Annotated in this window: 18 protein-coding genes; 15 read left to right on the top strand and 3 right to left on the bottom strand. The window is 41.6% G+C overall.

What is annotated here, in order from left to right; translation table 11 throughout:
• Positions 1–47: 47 nt before the first annotated feature.
• Positions 48–1,355: a PhoH family protein gene (locus tag QMG11_RS05105; protein ID WP_281834014.1), complete on the bottom strand. Its 1,308-nt coding sequence runs from the start codon at positions 1,353–1,355 to the stop codon at positions 48–50.
• 141 nt (positions 1,356–1,496) lie between these two features.
• On the opposite strand from QMG11_RS05105, the gene secG reads away from it, so the two are divergent.
• The 5 genes from secG (at position 1,497) to argS (ending at position 8,697) form a co-directional block, all read left to right on the top strand.
• Positions 1,497–1,721 carry a preprotein translocase subunit SecG gene (gene secG / locus QMG11_RS05100; protein WP_281834012.1) on the top strand — a complete coding sequence of 75 codons (225 nt, stop codon included), beginning with the start codon at positions 1,497–1,499 and terminating at the stop codon, positions 1,719–1,721.
• Positions 1,722–1,825: 104 nt separating this feature from the next.
• Complete coding sequence (locus QMG11_RS05095) at positions 1,826–3,058, top strand: replication-associated recombination protein A (RefSeq protein WP_281834010.1); 1,233 nt, start codon at positions 1,826–1,828, stop codon at positions 3,056–3,058.
• Positions 3,059–3,079: 21 nt separating this feature from the next.
• Entirely contained in the window at positions 3,080–4,321 is a 1,242-nt protein-coding gene (gene hisS, locus QMG11_RS05090; RefSeq protein WP_281834008.1) for a histidine--tRNA ligase, read from the top strand.
• Positions 4,322–4,390: 69 nt separating this feature from the next.
• Complete coding sequence (aspS, locus tag QMG11_RS05085; RefSeq protein ID WP_281834006.1) at positions 4,391–6,163, top strand: aspartate--tRNA ligase; 1,773 nt, start codon at positions 4,391–4,393, stop codon at positions 6,161–6,163.
• An 821-nt stretch (positions 6,164–6,984) separates the two neighbouring features.
• A complete protein-coding gene (gene argS / locus QMG11_RS05080) occupies positions 6,985–8,697 on the top strand; it encodes an arginine--tRNA ligase (RefSeq protein WP_281834004.1) in 1,713 nt (570 codons plus the stop codon).
• Positions 8,698–8,820: 123 nt separating this feature from the next.
• Here argS and QMG11_RS05075 read toward each other — a convergent pair whose 3' ends face one another.
• The gene (locus QMG11_RS05075; RefSeq protein ID WP_281834002.1) at positions 8,821–10,281 is read right to left on the bottom strand and encodes a potassium/proton antiporter; all 1,461 of its coding nucleotides are present in this window, start codon (positions 10,279–10,281) and stop codon (positions 8,821–8,823) included.
• A 172-nt stretch (positions 10,282–10,453) separates the two neighbouring features.
• Here QMG11_RS05075 and QMG11_RS05070 point away from each other — a divergent pair, with 172 nt between their 5' ends.
• The 5 genes from QMG11_RS05070 (at position 10,454) to QMG11_RS05050 (ending at position 12,740) form a co-directional block, all read left to right on the top strand.
• A complete protein-coding gene (locus tag QMG11_RS05070; RefSeq protein WP_281834000.1) occupies positions 10,454–10,792 on the top strand; it encodes a hypothetical protein in 339 nt (112 codons plus the stop codon).
• Positions 10,793–10,837: 45 nt separating this feature from the next.
• Positions 10,838–11,065: a hypothetical protein gene (locus QMG11_RS05065; RefSeq protein ID WP_281833998.1), complete on the top strand. Its 228-nt coding sequence runs from the start codon at positions 10,838–10,840 to the stop codon at positions 11,063–11,065.
• A gap of 125 nt (positions 11,066–11,190) precedes the next feature.
• The gene (locus tag QMG11_RS05060; RefSeq protein ID WP_281833996.1) at positions 11,191–11,529 is read left to right on the top strand and encodes a hypothetical protein; all 339 of its coding nucleotides are present in this window, start codon (positions 11,191–11,193) and stop codon (positions 11,527–11,529) included.
• A gap of 49 nt (positions 11,530–11,578) precedes the next feature.
• On the top strand, positions 11,579–11,809 hold the full coding sequence (locus QMG11_RS05055; RefSeq protein ID WP_281833994.1) for a hypothetical protein: 231 nt from the start codon (positions 11,579–11,581) through the stop codon (positions 11,807–11,809).
• A gap of 448 nt (positions 11,810–12,257) precedes the next feature.
• A complete protein-coding gene (locus QMG11_RS05050; RefSeq protein WP_281833992.1) occupies positions 12,258–12,740 on the top strand; it encodes a GNAT family N-acetyltransferase in 483 nt (160 codons plus the stop codon).
• 181 nt (positions 12,741–12,921) lie between these two features.
• On the opposite strand, the gene QMG11_RS05045 is transcribed toward QMG11_RS05050, so the two are convergent.
• Positions 12,922–13,215 carry a hypothetical protein gene (locus tag QMG11_RS05045; protein ID WP_281833990.1) on the bottom strand — a complete coding sequence of 98 codons (294 nt, stop codon included), beginning with the start codon at positions 13,213–13,215 and terminating at the stop codon, positions 12,922–12,924.
• Positions 13,216–13,354: 139 nt separating this feature from the next.
• On the opposite strand from QMG11_RS05045, the gene rapZ reads away from it, so the two are divergent.
• From rapZ to QMG11_RS05020, 5 genes are read left to right on the top strand one after another with little or no spacing between them, the layout of a single operon-like run.
• On the top strand, positions 13,355–14,227 hold the full coding sequence (gene rapZ, locus QMG11_RS05040) for an RNase adapter RapZ (RefSeq protein WP_281833989.1): 873 nt from the start codon (positions 13,355–13,357) through the stop codon (positions 14,225–14,227).
• A complete protein-coding gene (gene uvrC / locus QMG11_RS05035) occupies positions 14,223–16,046 on the top strand; it encodes an excinuclease ABC subunit UvrC (RefSeq protein WP_373877217.1) in 1,824 nt (607 codons plus the stop codon). Before rapZ ends, uvrC begins: the two co-directional genes overlap by 5 nt.
• Entirely contained in the window at positions 16,015–16,377 is a 363-nt protein-coding gene (locus QMG11_RS05030; RefSeq protein ID WP_281833988.1) for a response regulator, read from the top strand. The genes uvrC and QMG11_RS05030 overlap by 32 nt, the downstream gene beginning before the upstream one ends.
• A 15-nt stretch (positions 16,378–16,392) precedes the next feature.
• Entirely contained in the window at positions 16,393–17,436 is a 1,044-nt protein-coding gene (locus QMG11_RS05025) for a hypothetical protein (RefSeq protein WP_281833987.1), read from the top strand.
• A complete protein-coding gene (locus QMG11_RS05020; protein WP_281833986.1) occupies positions 17,436–18,947 on the top strand; it encodes a PP2C family protein-serine/threonine phosphatase in 1,512 nt (503 codons plus the stop codon). The genes QMG11_RS05025 and QMG11_RS05020 overlap by 1 nt, the downstream gene beginning before the upstream one ends.
• Positions 18,948–19,177: the final 230 nt, after the last annotated feature.

The following is a 19,177-nucleotide window of genomic DNA, read 5'->3' as shown; positions in this document are numbered from 1 at the left end:
TTAAATGATAAAAGGGGAGCTCCCTACGAGCTCCCGTGTATAACTTCTTATAATAGCTTTGCAGCTATTTCAGCCAGAGCAGACCTCTCTCCCTTGGTTAGGGTTATGTGTCCTGAGATCTCCTCCCCCTTAAGCTTTTCAGCCATGTAGGTAAGTCCATTTGTGTTGGCATCTAAGTAAGGGTTATCGATCTGCTGAGGGTCTCCAGTGAAGATAATCTTTGTATTCTCCCCGGCTCTGGTAACGATAGTTTTTATCTCCAGTGGTGTCAAGTTCTGTGCTTCATCGATTATTATAAATCCAGCAGGGATACTTCTTCCCCTTATATATGTAAGGGCCTCAATCTTTAGCAGACCCATGGATTCCAGTCCTGCTACCACCCTGTCACCGGCCTTCTCCTCCTTGTTTTCCGAGAGAAAGTCTATATTGTCGTGGATAGGCTGCATCCATGGTTTAAGCTTATCCTTCTCAGAGCCAGGAAGGTAACCGATATCCTTACCCATAGGCATTATAGGTCTTGCGATGAGGAGCTTCTTATACAGCCTTCTCTCTACCACCTGCTCCAGTCCTGCAGCTACTGCTAGGAGAGTCTTACCTGTACCGGCCTTTCCCACAAGGGTAACAACCTTTATATTTTCATCCATGAGGAGGTCCACTGCAAACTTCTGCTCGTCATTTTTTGCCCTCACTCCCCAGACATTGGCATCTCCGAATACGAGCCTCTCAATCCTTTTTTTGTTGGCGTTGAACTTTCCGTGGGCTTCCTTTTCGCCGTTTTTTAGTCTTATAAAGGTATTTGCAGGAGGAGATTCTAGACCTGCCTCCTCTAGCTTAAGCCTTCCAGTTTTAACATACTTTTTATATATATCCTCGGGAACCTCAACGGGAAGACTTCCGTCATAGAGTTCTGAGTAGTCAACCATGTCTGTTTCATAGTCCTCTACATGTACCCCCAGGGCATCTCCTTTTATCCTCATATTTATATCCTTTGATACCAGAACCACCTTTTTATCGGAGTTCTCCTTTTGTATTCCCAGGGTAGTAGAAAGGATTCTGTTATCCACTACATCCCTTTTTAGGGAAGGGGGTAGAAGAGATGGGTCGTTTCTTAGCTCAACTCTAAAAAAGATATCATTATCTAAATGAACTCCCTTGGCAAGGCAGCCAATCTGTCTGAAACTGTCTATTGTACGGGAGGCGATCCTGGCCTGAGGTCCTGTAACAGGCTGTTTCTTCAGTTTGTCCACTTCCTCTATTACAAATATGGGAACAACAACTTCGTTGCCCTTAAAATTCAGCATAGCCTTGGGATCGTGTATCAATACATTGGTATCGAGTATGTAAATTTTTCTCATTTGTCTCACTCCCTTACGGTATTTTGTATGTAAGGTTTATTAGAATAAACAATTGCATTTCCTTTTTAAAGTTTCCCTTTAAATTTTGGGCTGGATATATTATAATAAAGTTGGAAAAATATGTTAATTCGGGAGGATGAGATGGCAGGATTATTGACAGTATTATTATTTGTATTCGCACTAGCTCTTATAATATTAGTGCTGATTCAACCAGATAGAAGCCGTGGAATGTCAGGAAGTATGGGTTCAGGAGGAACAAATACTGTATTTGGTGTATCTCAGGACGGGGGACCACTAGCTAAGATTACAGAAGTTGTTGCTGCTCTGTTTATTGTGACGGCGCTATTACTTTACCTAATAAAATAGGTCAGGAGGCGTGTTGTAGTTCAACATGCCTTTTTTTCTACTAGGAAAAAGAATGAAATGGGAAGTTTAAAATTATTGATGTGTAAAAATTGGATGTGAAGCTTATGAGAAGCCTGTTTCAGGGGAACTTTGACAGGATAAGACCCCTTGCCTATCAGATGAGGCCGAAAAATTTAGATGAATATGTGGGACAGGAGGAGGTAATCGGAAGGAGAAGCGTACTTCGTAACCTTATAGATAAGGGAAAGATAGTAAACTCCATCTTCTTTGGACCTCCAGGAACGGGAAAGACCTCTCTGGCTGAACTTATCTCAGGCGAGTTAGACTACACCTTTGAAAAGTTAAATGCCACCACAGCAAGTCTCTCTGATTTCCGTGAGGTAGTTGAACGGGCAAAAAGAAGGGTGGAGATGGAAAACAGAAGAACCCTTCTCTTTCTAGATGAGATTCACAGGTTCAATAAGCTGCAGCAGGATGCCCTTCTTCCCTATACAGAGGATGGCCTTATAGTTTTAATAGGAGCCACCACGGAAAATCCCTACTATACCCTGAACAATGCCCTGCTTTCTAGATGTATGGTATTTGAATTTAAAAAATTAGATACCGTTCATATAGAAAAACTCGTGAAAGCAGGAGTTGAGAGGCTGGGGCTGAAGGAACTCTCCGAGGATATGATGGAGACGATATTAGACCTTGCCAAGGGAGACGCCAGAACAGCCCTGAACTATGTAGAGCTCTACTGTAATACTGCTGACACCCTCTCAGATGAGGAGATAAGGGAGCTCTTTAAGAAGAGGAAGGAAGGGTACCACAAGAAGGAGGATAAGTATAACATTATATCCGCCTTCATTAAAAGTATAAGGGGCTCCGACCCCGATGCTGCTATCTACTGGCTTGCCAGGATGTTAGACGGCGGAGAGGATCCCAGATATATAGCCAGAAGGCTTCTGGTCCATGCCAGCGAGGATATAGGGATGGCCAATCCAGAGGCTCTTCTAATCTGCCATGCAGCTATTACAAGTACTGAAAAGATTGGTATGCCAGAGGTAAGGATAATCCTGGCTCAAGCAACGATATATCTTGCTATATCCAGTAAGAGTAACAGCAGCGAGGCAGCAATAGACGCTGCCCTTGCAGATATAAGAGCAGGAAACCTTCAGGAGGTTCCTGTACATCTGACCAAACAGGGGGAGCACCTGTATAAATACCCCCATGCTTACGCAGGTAACTTTGTGGAGCAGGCCTATATGGAAAGGCCTGGGAAATACTATATTCCCGGGGAAAATAAGAATGAAAAGATGATCCAGCAGAAGCTGGAGAAGCTATGGAAGAAATGATAGAAAGGACGAGGTGATAGGATGAAACTACTGAAAGCAGTGAGAGGTACCAAGGACATCTTCGGAGAAGATGCAGCTAAGTACAACTATATAGTAAATACAGCAAGAGAAGTATTCGAAGCTTATGGATACTCTATGATTAAAACTCCTATTTTTGAGGAGACAAGCCTTTTTAAGAGAGGAATAGGAGAGGGAACAGATGTTGTTTCCAAGGAGATGTATACCTTTACAGACAGGGGAGAGAGAAGTCTTACTCTTAGACCAGAGGGAACTGCAGCAGTTGTAAGATCCTACCTAGAGCACAAGATCTACGGTAAGGAAGACTTTACAAAGTACTACTACATGGGATCTATGTTCAGATATGAGAGACCTCAGGCTGGAAGACAGAGGGAGTTTAACCAGCTTGGAGTAGAAGCCCTTGGAGAGGCATCACCTATTCTAGATGCAGAGGTTATCGCAATGGGATACAAGCTTCTGGAGAAGCTTGGAATTACAGATCTTGAGGTAAATATAAACTCCATCGGTGGAAATGAGTCGAGAACCAAGTACAGGGAGAACCTTATTAACTTCCTAACTCCTGTAAAGGAGGAGCTGTGTGAGGACTGTGCAACAAGATATGAAAACAACCCTCTAAGAGTTCTAGACTGTAAGAACCCTAAGTGTAAGGAGGTAATCGTAGGGGCTCCTAAGATTACAGATGCACTAAATGATGAAGAGAAGGCTCACTTCGAAGAGGTAAAGAGATACCTGGATATCTTCGGAGTAAAGTATGTGGAAAACTCAAACCTTGTAAGGGGACTGGACTACTACTCAAGTACTGTATATGAGATAGTAACAAACAAGCTGGGAGCTCAGGGAACTGTTCTGGGAGGAGGAAGATATGATGGTCTTCTTACTCAGCTAGGAAACAAGGAGATTCCGGCATTTGGATTTGCTGCAGGAATAGAGAGGATCATGATGCTTCTTGAGGACTACCCTTCAAATACTCCAGAGGTACACATCGTGTGGATGGGTGAGGAAGCAGAGGCCTATGCCTTTGGTGTAGCAGATAAGCTGAGAAGTGCAGGAATCAAGACTAACATAGAGTTTGTAAAGAAATCTATGAAGGCCAGCATGAAGAAGGCTGATAAACTTGGGGTAAACTATGCTATTATTATTGGAGATCAGGAGCTGGCAGAGAACAAGGTAGTTCTAAAGAACCTTGCTGAAAGAACCCAGGAAACACTTAGTGTAGATGAGGCAGTAGCTGAGCTTTTAAAGTAATTTAAAGACTACACAGACTTAAAGAAATAAAAAAATTAATAATATAATAATCATAAAGGTGGTAGAAGGATGACGTACAGAACGCATAACCTTGGAGAGCTAAGGAAGGAAGATATAGGTAAGAGGGTAACTCTTTCTGGTTGGGTAGCAACTAAGAGAGACCTAGGAGGGCTTACATTTATCGATCTTAGAGACAGAGAGGGAGTAACTCAGATAGTATTCCCTGACAATGTAAGTGAAGAGGTAGCAAAACTTGCAAATGAAATCAGAACTGAAGGTGTAATAAAGATAACTGGTGAAGTAAAGGAGAGATTCTCTAAGAATGCGAATATGCCTACTGGAGATATCGAAGTATTTGTTGAGGAGATGGAGATCCTGAACAACTGCGACGTGCTTCCATTCCAGGTTACTGGAGATGAGAACTTATCTGAGACTATCAGATTAAAGTACAGATACCTAGATATCAGAAGAAATCAGATGGCAAGAAACCTGAGAGCAAGACATAACATGATGACTGCTATTAGAGAATATATGAATGAAAAAGGATTTATGGACGTAGATACACCTCTACTTACAAAGTCAACTCCAGAGGGAGCAAGAGACTTCCTTGTACCAAGCAGAAGTGGAGAGTTTTATGCATTACCTCAATCACCACAGCTATTTAAGCAGCTGTTAATGGTTGCAGGAATCGAGAGATACTATCAGGTAGCTAAGTGTTTCAGAGACGAGGACCTGAGAGCAGACAGACAGCCTGAATTTACTCAGCTGGATATCGAGATGTCCTTTGTAACTATGGATGATGTAATGAATGAGATCGAAGGACTTGCTAAAAAAGTATTTGCAGGAGTTACAGGTGAGGAAGCTAACTACTCATTTGAAAGAATGCCATATGCTGAAGCTATGGAGAGATTCGGATCGGATAAGCCAGATGTAAGATTTGGTGTAGAGCTTAAGGAGCTTACAGACATCATGGCCGGATGCGGATTCAAGGCGTTCTCAGGTGTTGCAAACTCAGGTGGACTTGTAAAGGCAGTAGTAGCACCAGGATGTGCCGAGTCTTTCTCAAGAAAGGTACTGGGAGACTATGAGAACTATGTAAAGACTTACTTTGGAGCTAAGGGACTGGCTTGGATCAAGGTAACGGAAGAGGGCGTAAACTCTCCAATCGCTAAGTTCTTCTCAGAGGAGGAGATGGCAGCAATCCTTGAAAGAACAGGAGCAGTGGCTGGAGATGTAATCATGATCCTGGCTGACAAGGAGAAGGTAGTATATGACGGTCTTGGAGCTCTTAGACTAGCACTAGGAAAGGATCTAGACCTTATCGATAAGAATGAGTTCAAGTTCCTGTGGATCGTAGACTTCCCTATGTTTGAGTGGAGTGAAGAGGAGGAGAGATACAAGGCTCAGCACCACCCATTCACTTCTATAAAGGAAGAGGATATGGAAGCATTCTTAGCAGGAGAGATGAAATCTGTAAGAACGAACTCATATGATATGGTTCTAAATGGTTCTGAGATCGGTGGAGGATCTATAAGAATTCACAACCAGGATGTACAGGCTAAGGTATTTAAGCAGTTAGGATTATCTGATGAGGAAGCAAGAGAGAAGTTTGGATTCTTTATCGATGCATTTAAATACGGTGCACCACCTCACGGAGGATTAGCATTTGGTATCGACAGATGGCTGATGGTAATGATGAAGGAGGAGTCTATCAGAGACGTAATGCCGTTCCCTAAGACAAACAAGGGGCAGTGTCTAATGACTGAAGCACCTGGTAAGGTAGAGGAAGATCAGCTGGAGGAGCTTTTCCTTAAGAGTACCTTCGTTGAAGAGACGAAATAAGAATACTTTGTACTAAAACCAAAGAAATGTAAAATTAAAAGCCGGAAAATAACCTTAAAAGGCTTGAAAAAATGAATATATAGTGATATACTTTATCTAAGAGAAAGAACTACTGGTCTATTTGCATCTACCTTGATGTTTTGGGCCTAAGGTCGTCACGGGGTTGGCGCTGCTAGCGGTAATCAATAAGGTCACGAGGGTATAACGAGCCCCTACGGACCCTGGTTGCCAGTTAGTATCTGACTACCACTTATAGTACTCGGCGACCAAAACTACACAGGTGGCGGTAGACCGGTTTTCTTTTCTTAGGACTAATCTTTAGTCCTTTTTTTATTGTTTAATTATTCATTTCTTTTAACAGTCAAAAGAAACGAATCAAAGAAAAACTGCCATGGGTTCCAATGTTTTCAAAGTAGAATAATAACCTACGACCTTTGTGAGCTACAGTCCTCGTTTTATGAGACAGGAATAATGCAGGACACTGCGGAACTTAATCTGCATAACGGTCTAGTAAATTTGAAGGTACAAAGTGCCGTCAACTGGAAATCATGTGATAAAATATAAATATAACCTTATAGTCAAGATCTAAGAGCGGTCATTTCAAAAATAGCGTGAATGGAATATGAATTAAAGTTTTATAAAATGCTCGACTGTTTGAGCAAAGGGAGTTTCGACCTTTTCAAAACTTTGAGAATATGGAATAGTTATTTTTGAACAGACCTTGAACTTTTGGTTACTTTTTTTTGCACTGACCAAAGGGAAGAAATGCCCTTGGGGTACAAGAGAAAAGTAACAATACTAAATTTAGAAAGGATAGATGGATGATACTAATAGAAAAGCAGATTGCCGATATATTTAAAAGAACAGTAGACGCTCTTTATGGAGAGCAGGAACTTAGAGCTATCGATATAACTATGGCAACAAATGAAAAGTTTGGAGACTTCCAGACAAACTTTGCCATGGTAAACGCAAAGGTGCTAAAGAGCAACCCTAGAGCCATTGCTGAAAACGTAGTAAATAACCTTGTAGAAAACAACCTTATTGAAAAGGTTGAAATTGCAGGACCTGGATTTATAAATATCTTCCTGAAGGAGGAGTTTTTAGGAGAGGTTGTAAAGACTATCTCCAAGGAGAAGTATGATTTTTCATTCCTAGATACAGAGGGAGACGTAATAATCGACTACTCATCACCTAATATCGCCAAGAGGATGCACATAGGTCACCTGAGATCTACTATCATCGGAGATTCAATAAAGAGAATCTACAACTACCTTGGGTACAACACAGTTTCTGACAACCACATCGGAGACTGGGGAACTCAGTTTGGTAAGCTTATTATCGGATACAGAAAGTGGCTAAACGAGGATGCATACAAGGAAAATGCCATCGAGGAACTTGAGAGAGTATACGTGGAGTTTGCCAAGGCAGCAGATGAGGACCCTAGCCTAGAGGACCTTGCAAGAGAGGAGCTTAAGAAGCTTCAGGACGGAGACGAGGAGAACAACAGACTCTGGAAGGAGTTTATCCAGGTGTCTCTGGATGAGTACAACAAGCTTTACGGAAGAATGGATGTAAAGTTTGATACATACTACGGAGAGTCTCACTACCACGATATGATGCCAGGGGTAGTAGAGGAGCTAAAAGATAAGGGAATAGCTGTAGAGGATCAGGGAGCACAGGTGGTGTTCTTTGATGAGGAGACTAAGCTACACCCTTGTATCGTACAGAAGAAGGACGGAGCTTTCCTATACTCCACTTCAGATATAGCTACTATTAAGTTCAGAAAGGAAAACTACAATATAAACAAGCTTGTTTATGTAACTGATGAGAGACAGCAGGATCACTTCAGACAGTTCTTCAAGATAACTGATATGCTTGGATGGGATGTAAAGAAGGACCACGTTTGGTTTGGAATTATGAGATTTGCTGAGGGAATCTTCTCTACAAGAAAGGGTAACGTAATCAGACTTGAGCAGCTTCTAGATGAAGGGAAGAAGAGAGCTCTAGCTGTAGTAGAGGAAAAGAATCCTGGATTATCTGCTGAAGAGAAGGAAAATATTGCTGAGGTTGTTGGAGTGGGAGCTATTAAGTATGCTGACCTTTCACAGAACAGACAATCTGCTGTAATCTTTGAGTGGGATAAGATCCTTAGCTTCGAAGGAAATACAGCTCCATACCTACAATACTCATATGCTAGAATCCAGTCTATCCTGAGAAAGGGTGAGGAGAATGGCAAGGTAGTAAGGGAGGATACAGCAGTAAACCTTGGAGAGAAGGCAGAGAAGGCACTGGCACTATTCCTTACTCAGCTTCCAAATGTAGCTATGAAAGCATCTGAGACATACAAGCCAAACCTACTTACAGACTACTTATTTGAGCTGGCTAAGAAGTTTAATACCTTCTACAACTCTTGTCCGATCCTTAATCAGGAGGATGAGGTACTTTACTCTAGACTGCTTCTTGCTGAGAGAACAGCTAAGGTACTGAAGGAAGGATTAGATCTTCTAGGAATAAAAACTGTAGACAGAATGTAATTATAAAAGAGCTGACATTGTCAGCTCTTTTTTTAATGTTAAGGAAAGTATAGAATTATAGATTAGTCCCATCATAAAAGTTCATTGTATAGGGTTAAAAGGGGTGGAGCCTCACGCTCCTTTTTAGTTGACTATATCCTCTGTGTGGGAGAAGTAGCTTCTCACTGTATGGAGGTTATCTGAAAGGAGGTAGAGTTCATCTTCCTCCCTTATAAGGGTATTTCCCCTTGGGAGAAGGTTATCTCCCTGACGATTTATAAGGATGAGAAGTATTTCCCTGGGAAGGTTCAGCTCATGGACCCTCCTTCCTGCAAGAATTCCTTCAGAGGAAACCCTTATCTTGACCACCCTCTCCTCGAGGTACTCCATCTTCTCAAGATCTCCCTCCTGGAAGGGGGATTCCTCGTGAGATTCCAATCCTAGGTACCATGACATAAAGGGGAGGGTGACTCCCTGAAAGATCACTGAGATAACTACAACGAAGAATACCAGGTTGAAGATAAGCTCCGAGTTTTCTACACCTTCTATGAGAGGAAAGGTTGCAAAGATAATTGGAACGGCTCCCTTTAATCCTCCCCAGGAGATGAAGAGTTTCTCCCTGTTTTCAACCCTGCTCCCCATAAGGGTGAGGAAGACACTGAGGGGTCTTGCTAAGAATATGAGGACTATGGAAACCAGAACACCTACCCTCCATATCTCCATAAGCTGCATTGGGAAGACCAGAAGCCCGAGCATAACAAACATTCCTACTTCTACAAACCACGAAAGGGAGGAGAAGAAACGATTCATATTTTTCCTGTACCTCAGGGGGCTGTTTCCCAGGGAGAGCCCTAGTATATAGATGGCCATAAATCCATTTCCTCCCACAAGGTTAGTAAGGCCATAGGTTGTAAGAAGAAAACCTACTATGATCAGCTGGTGGAGCTCCTGCATCTTCAACTCAAACCTCTCCAGAACAAGGAGGGCAAGTCTGAAGATGAGGTAACCGCAGAGTATCCCTAGCCCCACCTGGGCAATAAGAAAGAGGACAGCTCTGGGGAAGCTAAACCGCCCCGAGGAGATAACCCCAAGGAGAAGTATGATGAGGACATTGGCCATGGGATCGTTGGTACCAGACTCAAGTTTTAAGATACCTCCTACCTTTTTTCTGATATTAAGACCGCTAAAGCCTATTATGGACATTACAGCAGATGCATCTGTGGAGGAAACAATGGCTCCAAAGAGAAGGGCCTGGAGAAACTCAAAGGGAGTAAAGAAGTATATGGGTACAGCTACAAAGAGAGTATTTAAGAACACCCCTATAACTGCCAGAGCTAAACCCTCCTTTTTGATATCCCTTATCTCACCTATATTGGTGTTGAAGGCTCCAGAGAAGAGGATGATACAGAGTGCCAGGCTACCGATGAACTGGGCCAGGGGAGCGTTATCAAAGGCAATTCCCCCGATCCCCTCTGAACCTGCAAGCATTCCTATCCCCAGATAGATAATGAGGGTGGGAATATTAAATTTTTTTGAAAGTTTAAGGGAAAAGATACTGGAAAGGATCAGTACTCCCAGGATTATACATACTTTTTCTATAGTCATAGGACCTCCGTTATTCGCTAATTTTTTATAAGGGTATCTAAGTTATATCATAATTTTTTAGACTCCTTGGATTAAAAATGAATTAACAGCATTAAGTTTATATTAAAAAACTTGATAAATTCCTTTTAAAGTATTATTATGCCGGATAGACCAGTTGATTAGAGGAGATAATATGTTAAAGTTCAAAGTTTTAGGGGTTTTCCTGGCCCTGATTTATTCATTCCTTCTAAATACGATAAATCACAGGGACGGCTTTTTCCTGAAGGAGATATCCTTCAGGGAAAGTCAGATACGGAAGTTAGAGGAGAAAACCCAGACAGAGACCCTCTTAAGCGGGGGAGCAGCTGAGGAGAGAACCACTACAATATACAGTGAGGGATCCCCGCCCAAAGTTGAAGAAGTTTCCCTGGAACAGCCTAAAAGAGACAGGGTAGAGGTTAATCTAGGGAGTAGTGAGCAATGGTTTTACAGGGGAGTGGCCCTTGAAAGGAACAGGGTGCTTAGAAATTAAAATACCTTCTTAATATTTATAGCTTAAAATATCGAGGAGGAAGAGATGGAAGAAATAAAAAACTTTGAACTTATAGATAGCGGTAGAAAGAATATAAACAGAGCGGTGACGGAGAGGGATATAGATAAAGGAAGTGTACTGGATATGGAGCCCACCAAGTGGGAGACCATCTGGAATGTCTCCCTAATCTTAACAGCTTATGTAGGGATGGGTATCCTCCTGGGAGTGAAACTCATCCTAGAGATAGTTAAATACCTTATGGGGTACTTTTAGGGGGAGGTCTTATTTAGGAGTCCCTTACTGCCCACTGGCTTTATAGCTTTTAAAATAAGTGTTGAAAAAAAACAGGAAAAGAATTAGAATATCTACCTATCAACTATTATTTAGAGGTAAATAAGATGTCAAAGTTCAAAGTTTTAGGAGTTTTTTTAGCTCTGGTCTACTCCTTTTTCTCCTATACGGTAACTCATAGAGATGATTACTCTGTAAGGGAAGGGGTTTTTGCAGAAAGTCAGATACGAAGGTTAGACAGCAAAAGCGAGGATGCATTAATATCTGTCCTCAGGTCATCCTCGGAGCAACAGAGCCTTGTAGAGGGACAGCCCTCCCTGGGAACAGCACCGACACCAGCAGTAGCAGCTTTCAGGAGAAAACCTGAAAGGTTAAGGGTAAAGAGTGAAAAGCAACAAGTTTACAGGAGCCTGGCAATTGAAAGATACCGGGTTCTCAGGAATTAAAGATCCTTCTTAAAAACGATTAGATTAAGATTATTTTGAGGAGGAAGAGATGAAGGATAGATCAAACTTTGAACTTTTAAATAGAGAAGATAGTAGAAGGAAGGCTGAGGAAGAGGTAAAGGCAGTAAGACCGGAGAAAACTTCCCTTGATGTGGAGGCTTCAGAGGGGGAGCTCCTGTGGACCTGCTCCCTTATACTTATAGCTTACGCGGGGATTGGAGTTATCCTTACAGGAAAACTTATTCTGGATACCCTGGACTATTTCGGCTGGACCATATAATAGATAGATTTAGAGCTGCAGATTATCTGCAGCTTTTTTATTATTAAGGGAAGTGTAGGATTTATAAAAAACTACATAAAGTAACTTAAGTTACTACCTTTAGATGAAATTCAAAACATTTGCCACTAATGACACAAATTAGAATGTAAAACAAGTGGGAAGCATTTTCACAAATGATGTCTTTTCGATTTTGTTCAATTGGCTAAAGTGCTTTTATTTAGAAAATTCGTGTAAATTCGTGACTAAAAAACTTTGGTTTTAAGATTTTCTAGCGGTCATTTCTTTAAGTAGCAACTTAGGTTAAAGTAATGAGGAGCCCAGATGATTAACAGGATGCAACGTCACGTTATTTTTTGTTGAAGAAAATGAAGATATAAAGAAGGAGTGGGTAGTGGGGAGGGAGTAAAATAACTATAAGAGACCGAAGTTTGAGATAGGGGGAATAGAGATGGATGAGAGAAAAGAAAATTTGGGAAGGATACCTTTTTCAGTCTGGAAGATAGAGGATAGGAAGCTTGCCATGGAGCTGTGGGGAGATTACAGAGTAGAAGAGTGTGTGGGAGAGAAGATAAAGCTATTGAGGGATGTATGGGACAGAAGGAGCTGCGGTGAGATCTACTATCCGTTTTTCCACACAGAGACAAGGGTGCTGATAGGGGTCTGCGGACTGAGAGCCTATGATGAAAGCAGAGGGATATATGAGGTAGATCTCTATGTAAGGGAGGAGTGGAGGAGCAGGATCTATGAGATCACCAGGTATATGGTCAGGTATGCCATTGAGGGGACCGGAGCAGGAATACTCCTTGCAGGGCGTGAAAGCATAGATGTTTCCCAGAGCTTCTTAAATAAACTTGGATTTAATTATATTCAATGCGGCTCCCTGAGGGGCCGAAGCCTCAGAGAGGTCTACTACCTCAAGGGAAGGGTTTAAGAGGGAAGTGAAATAATTTAAAAAAATATAAAACTACACTACAAAAACACATAAAAAACACAAAGAGGGAGTATTATACACCTGTAGCAAGCAATAAACTCTCTCAAGTTTCATAGAAATATGAAACGCCCCAATTAAAAAGGTGAAGACGCCCTTCTTCACCTTTTTTAATTTTTTGAATTTATTCAAACTTTAAGATATCTTCAGCTGGCCTCAGAGTCAGAGTGGCTCCCTTTTTAGTTATAAATACCAGGGATCCCGGTCCATAGTAGTGAACCTCTTCCACTGCATCCAGCAGAAGGGAGGCATAGTTTGTTTTATTTGTGGTCAGGTGCAGGGACCCTCCCCGTAACTCAACCCCTGTTATATAGATAAGCCTTCTGATACTAAACTCGGTGGAGATCAAGGTGATTTCAACGGGAGTATCTAAGAATCCCTCCTCTATCCTTTTAATGACCTTATCTAAGCTCTTCAATAAATCACCTCCCTAATTTAATTTTTTCTCTGATATAGAAATTTCCTCTTAAATAATTACATACCTTACCAAGGTTCCCTTGAATCCCCCCATTTAATCTGTTAAAATCTAAGTGATTACAAAATACAGGGGGAGATAGATGAAGGGTATAGAGGTAGTGATAGTCACAGGGATGAGTGGAGCCGGAAAAACTGTAGCCCTCAATGCGTTGGAAGATATGGACTACTTTGTGGTGGATAATGTACCTTACCTTGTGGGAAGTAGGCTTCTCAAGTCTGTGAAGAAGAGAGAGTTAAATGAAAAAAAGCTAGCCCTGGGAATGGATATCAGAAGTTTTGAGGATATCAATGAGTTTGATAAGGTTATAGAGAAGATGAAGGAATATGGAGTTACCTATACAGTGATATTTTTGGACGCTGAAGATAATGTGATATTAAACAGATATAACCTGAGCAGAAGAAAACATCCTGTATCGGAAAAAACCCTTCTCAAGAGTATAGAGAGGGAGAGGGAGCTAATAAGCGATATAAGGGCCCAGGCGGATCTTATAATAGATACATCCTATACGAGACCTGTAACCCTTAGAAGGAATATAGAGGAGGTAATATCCCTAGAGGAGGGGAAGGAGATAGTGGTCCACTTTCAGTCCTTTGGATTTAAGTATGGGAGCCCCAGCGATCTGGATATGATGTTTGATGTAAGGTGTCTGCCCAACCCTTACTATATAGAGGAGCTGAGACCTAAAACCGGTAATGATCAGGTGGTGAGGGACTATGTGATGAAACCAGAGGTTTCCAAGGAGTATTACAACAGGATGGTGGATATGCTGGAGTTTCTTATTCCAAACTTTATCATAGAGGGAAAGAACCACCTTTCCATAGGAGTAGGATGTAGCGGCGGAAAGCACAGATCGGTTACATTTATTAACTATCTCTTTGAAAGGTTCAGTAAAAATTCCAGGCTCAAGGTAATAAAGAGCCACAGAGAGGAAGAAAGGGGAAATTGGGATTAGCAGATTAAATGTGAAGGAATTGAATATCCCTCTTGAACCAGGAGTATATCTCATGAAAAAAGGGGATAAGATAATCTATATTGGAAAGGCCAAGAACCTGAGAAGGAGGGTCTACTCCTACTTTAACAAGGAGCACAGAGATGAAAAGACAAGGGAGCTTGTAAAAAATATAGAAGCTATAGAGACCATAGTATGCAACACAGAACTGGATGCACTGGTCCTGGAAAATAACCTCATAAAGAGGTATACTCCCAAGTACAATATAGTTTTAAAGGATGAAAAAACCTATCCCTATATAAGGTTTTCCAAGGAGAAGTTTCCCAAGATAAGTGTCATAAGAACTACAAAGGCACTGAATACAGAGAGCGGGTACTATTTTGGCCCCTATCCTGCAGGGGTCTGGGAACTGAAGAAAGCCCTTATAAAGATATTTAAGATAAGGGACTGTAACAGGGATATGACTAAGACCTATGACAGGCCTTGTCTTAAATATTTTATGGATCTCTGTCCGGGACCCTGTACCTATAAGAATATCGGCGATAGATACAGGGAGCAGGTGGAAAATGCCAAGAAGCTTCTCAAGGGAAGGGGCGGAGAGGTAATTGAAGATATAAGAGTAAGGATGGGAAAAGCTTCTGAGGAGATGAGGTTTGAGGAGGCGATCATCTACAGGAATCACCTGAAGGAGCTGGAAACAGCGATGAAGAATCAGGTTACCGAGTACAGCAAGGCTATAGAGGAGGATATATTTATCTTCTCCCTTGAGGGAGGGAGGCTCTTCCTCTGTGTATTAAATATAATAGAGGGGAAGGTACTGGGGAAGAACTCTTCTACTACAGACCTTCAGGGAAAGATCTATGAAGATCTCTTCCAGGAGATAGTTACCGACTACTACTCCAAGCACGGCATACCAGACAATATAACCTTTCAGGGGGAGTATAAGGAGGAGGAAGAGCTCATCTCCTCATGGCTTAACCTTAAGAGGGAAGGTAAGAGGAAAAAGAGTGTAGAGCTTCACTTTCCCAAGATAAAGAGCCGGAGGCTGGATCTCCTGAATATGGCCCATCTTAACCTGGAGAAGGATATAAGGGATCACTATCTGAAGAAGAGTGTCCTTGAAAAGGGGCTTATGCAGCTCTATGAGGTCCTTGAGCTGAGAAGGGTTCCCAGAAGGATAGAGTGTTTCGATATCTCCAATATCCAGGGAAAGGATGCTGTGGGCTCCATGTCTGTGGCTATAGAGGGAAGACTTGCCAAGAGGGAGTACAGGAAGTTTAAGATACAGACCAAGGATACTCCAGATGACTTCCATATGATGAGGGAGGTCATGATTAGAAGATACTCCAAGCTCAAGGAGCATGAACTTCCAGATCTAATCCTTATAGATGGTGGACTGGGGCAACTGAGTTCTGTAGGAGAAATACTCAAAGGATTGAAAAAGGAAGTTTTTTTGGATATAATAAGTATTGCTAAAAGGGAGGAGGAGATCTTTAAGCTGGGTGAAAATGTGCCATATATTTTTGCAGATAACGATGAAAGTTTGAGGATTCTTCAGAGGCTGAGAGATGAAGCTCACAGATTTGGAGTAACATATCACAGGACCCTTAGAAGCAAGAGGGTTTTAAAGAGTGAACTTGATGATATACTTGGAGTAGGAAAGATACGAAAGGAAAAGTTAATAAAGAGATTTGGGTCGGTAAAAAAAATAAGGGAAGCTACCATAGAGGAGCTGGCAGAAGTTGTTCCTTTAAGTGTAGCTGAAGAAGTGTATAGGGGGCTAAGGAAGAATGTCGAAGAAGAAAGTATTGGTAATAGATGATGAGATGAGCATAAGGTTTCTCCTGCGAGAGGTGATAGAGGACATCGGGTACCACTGTTTAGAAGCAGAGAGTGCCATAGTAGGTCTGGATATGGTGAGTACCATGAAACCGGACCTTATTATACTGGATATCCAGATGCCCCAGATGAATGGCTTAGAGGCAATACAGAAGATAAGAAAGATAGATGCTAATGTTCCAGTATTTATGCTGAGTGCTTTTAGCCATATGGAAAATGTAATTGATAACCTTGGAGTAAAGATTGAGGAGTTTATACCAAAACCCTTTGATATAGATTACTTGAGTGAAAGAATAGTAGAGGTTATATCTTAAGAGAAAGGGATGGATATGAAAAAAATACTTTTAATTGTAGCTATTACGGCAAGTTTAATGGGGTGTAAGAGTTTTATCCCCAGGCAGGATCTTTATGAAAAGGTAGAGTTTAAGGATGAAAAGATAGTGGAGGGAAGAAACAATATAGACCTCTATGAGGTTGAGTTTCCAGAAAACTACTATGAAAGAATAGAGTTTTTCAAGGCCTTTGAGCTGGCAGGAAAGAAGATGCTTCTTGAAAATAAGAGTCTGAACCTCCTTGTATCTCAGGAGCTCTATGCTTCCCTGGAAAAGTTTAAAAGGGGAGAGTTCCTAGATGATGAGGAGCTCTATATAAAGACTGCTTCGGACTTAGATACCTTCCAGAGAGCAGAGATCGACAGTAGTATAGATGTGGCAGTTACTGAAAGGGGCGGAAGTATTCAGTCCTACCTAAATAAGCAGGTGTACTTCTGGCTTACTGTAACCAACAAAGAGGGTGAGTTTGACGGAAATAAGATCTATACTGAGTTGGATAAGCAGAGACTCATGGAGGAAGTAAGAAACGAGAGGAAGGAGTTCTTCCAGGTGCTCAATGCCATGAGGCTCAGCCTTGTGGTGAAGATAGATGATCCCTATGCAGATCACAGCAAGGGAGAGAGATACTGGGCCTCAAAGGAGATAGATCTCTTTAATCCAACTGGAATCTCAAGGGAGCTTCAGAGTATAGAGGAGCCTCTCTACCTTGAAAACCTAGATGAAAAGGATATAAGGGAGTTAGTGGCAGTAAGAGGAGATTTTGCTACCCCTATTCTGATCCTTGAGAGCAGCAGGTTAAAGGGATATACAGTAAGTGACGGGGAATATGTATTCTACCACGGAGGAGATACCCTGAGAGGATACTACAAGGGTTATGATATGAGGATAAGGATAACAGAGACGACCCTTGAAAACCTTGTGATCATAGAGGAGGGAATACTTTTAGAGGATGTTCTTGAAAGAACTCAGGTAAAAGCCCGTGGAATAGAGGAAAAGAAAGAAGTTAAGAAGCAGAGAAGCTTAGATTGGGGGATTCAGTAATGCTATTTGTCTTGGTGACATTTACCTGGATTGTAATTTTAGGAGTAGTGGCAGGAAAGATACATCAGAGATATAACAATGAGATGCTGACTATGCTGAAAAGGCTTAGGGATAAGGAGGAGCTTGAACACGGCTCCGAGGAGGTACAGGAGGAGTATGAATCTACCCTGGATCAGATAAGAAAGCAGGACAGGGAACTGGAAAACTCCATAGATGAGCTGAGGGAGTACAGAAAGGAACTGGATATAACCTATGATACCCTCATAAAAAAATCCACCCAGCTTGAGTACAGTAACCAGATCCTGGAAAAGAGAGTAGCCAACCTCTCCAACCTAAATGCAGTGGCCAGAACAGTTCTTTCAATAATAGAGCTGGAAAGAATAATAGATATAATACTGGATGCTTACTTTGTGCTTACTGGTGCCAAGAAGATATCCCTCTACCTCTGGGAAGAGGGGGAACTGGTAAACAAGAAAACCAAGGGTAATATAATGTTTAAGGGGAACCTGAGCTATCCACAGGAAACCCTTGAGAAGTTTAACAGGGAGGACTACAGAAATATTTATGAGGACCTTTCCAAGGGATTTAAGGTAGATGCAGAGGAGACGGTAATAATCTCCGACTTGAATGTTAAGGGGAAGGAGCTAGGGGTAATCTATATCATTGAGGACAAGCAAAAACTTGTGGATAGCGATGAGGAAACTATCTCTGCTCTGGCTATTCAGGTGGCCAGTGCTATAAATAATGCCCAGATCTATGCTGAGCTCCTTGTAAAGGAAAGACTGTCTCAGGAGCTGGAGGTAGCATCCAGAATCCAGAAGAGAATCCTTCCAAAGGAGATAAATAAGGTGTTTGGTCTAGAGATAGCCAACTACTTTGAGCCGGCCAAGGAGGTCGGAGGAGACTACTACGACTACTGTGTAAGGGATGACAACAGGGTATCCGTTACAATAGCAGATGTCAGCGGTAAGGGTGTACCAGCAGCCTTCCTGATGGCCCTTATAAGGTCGGTACTTAAAACACTGAATATTAAGGATATCTACCCATCGGAGATGCTTACAGATCTGAACGATATTATCTATCCAGATATAACTGAGGATATGTTTGTAACCCTCTTCCACAGTAAGTATGAGTACTCTACGAGAACTCTCTATTACTCCAATGCAGGACACAACCCTCTTATAGTTTATAAGGCTGATGAGGGGCGAGTAGTGGAACACAATGTAAAGGGAGTGGCCATTGGTTTTGTACCTAACTACCAGTATAAGCTGGGAGAGGTAAAACTTTCCAAGGGAGATGTACTTCTCTACTATACAGACGGTATTACAGAGGCTGAAAACTCCAGTCGTGATATGTTTGGTATAGACAGACTTAAAAATGTAATTCTTGAAAATAAGGACAGAAATGCAGAGGAGATAAAGGCAGCTATTCTAGAGGCTGTAAACGTCTTCAGAGGTGACTATGAGCAGGTAGACGATCTGACCTTTGTGGTCCTTAAAAATACTGAATAATTACTTCAAATATTAGAATTAGACATAAAATAACAGATACTTTGGCAAAAATAAATAAAGGCTGAGGATCTGTTATTTTTTTTTGATCCCTCTTCACTACTTCTGTGTTTTCTGTGCTATAAAAGAGTTTTTAAGCTAAAAATAGAACAAATAGGACAGAAGGCATATTGTTTTTTTGGAAGTGTGATAATATATAAAAGGAAAACGTATTTATTGCATATATATATGTA

The sequence above is a fragment of the Propionigenium maris DSM 9537 genome, assembly GCF_027925155.1.
Taxonomy (GTDB): domain Bacteria; phylum Fusobacteriota; class Fusobacteriia; order Fusobacteriales; family Fusobacteriaceae; genus Propionigenium; species Propionigenium maris.
Note: the sequence above shows the minus strand (reverse complement) of the source record. Positions and strands in the feature narration are given on the sequence as shown.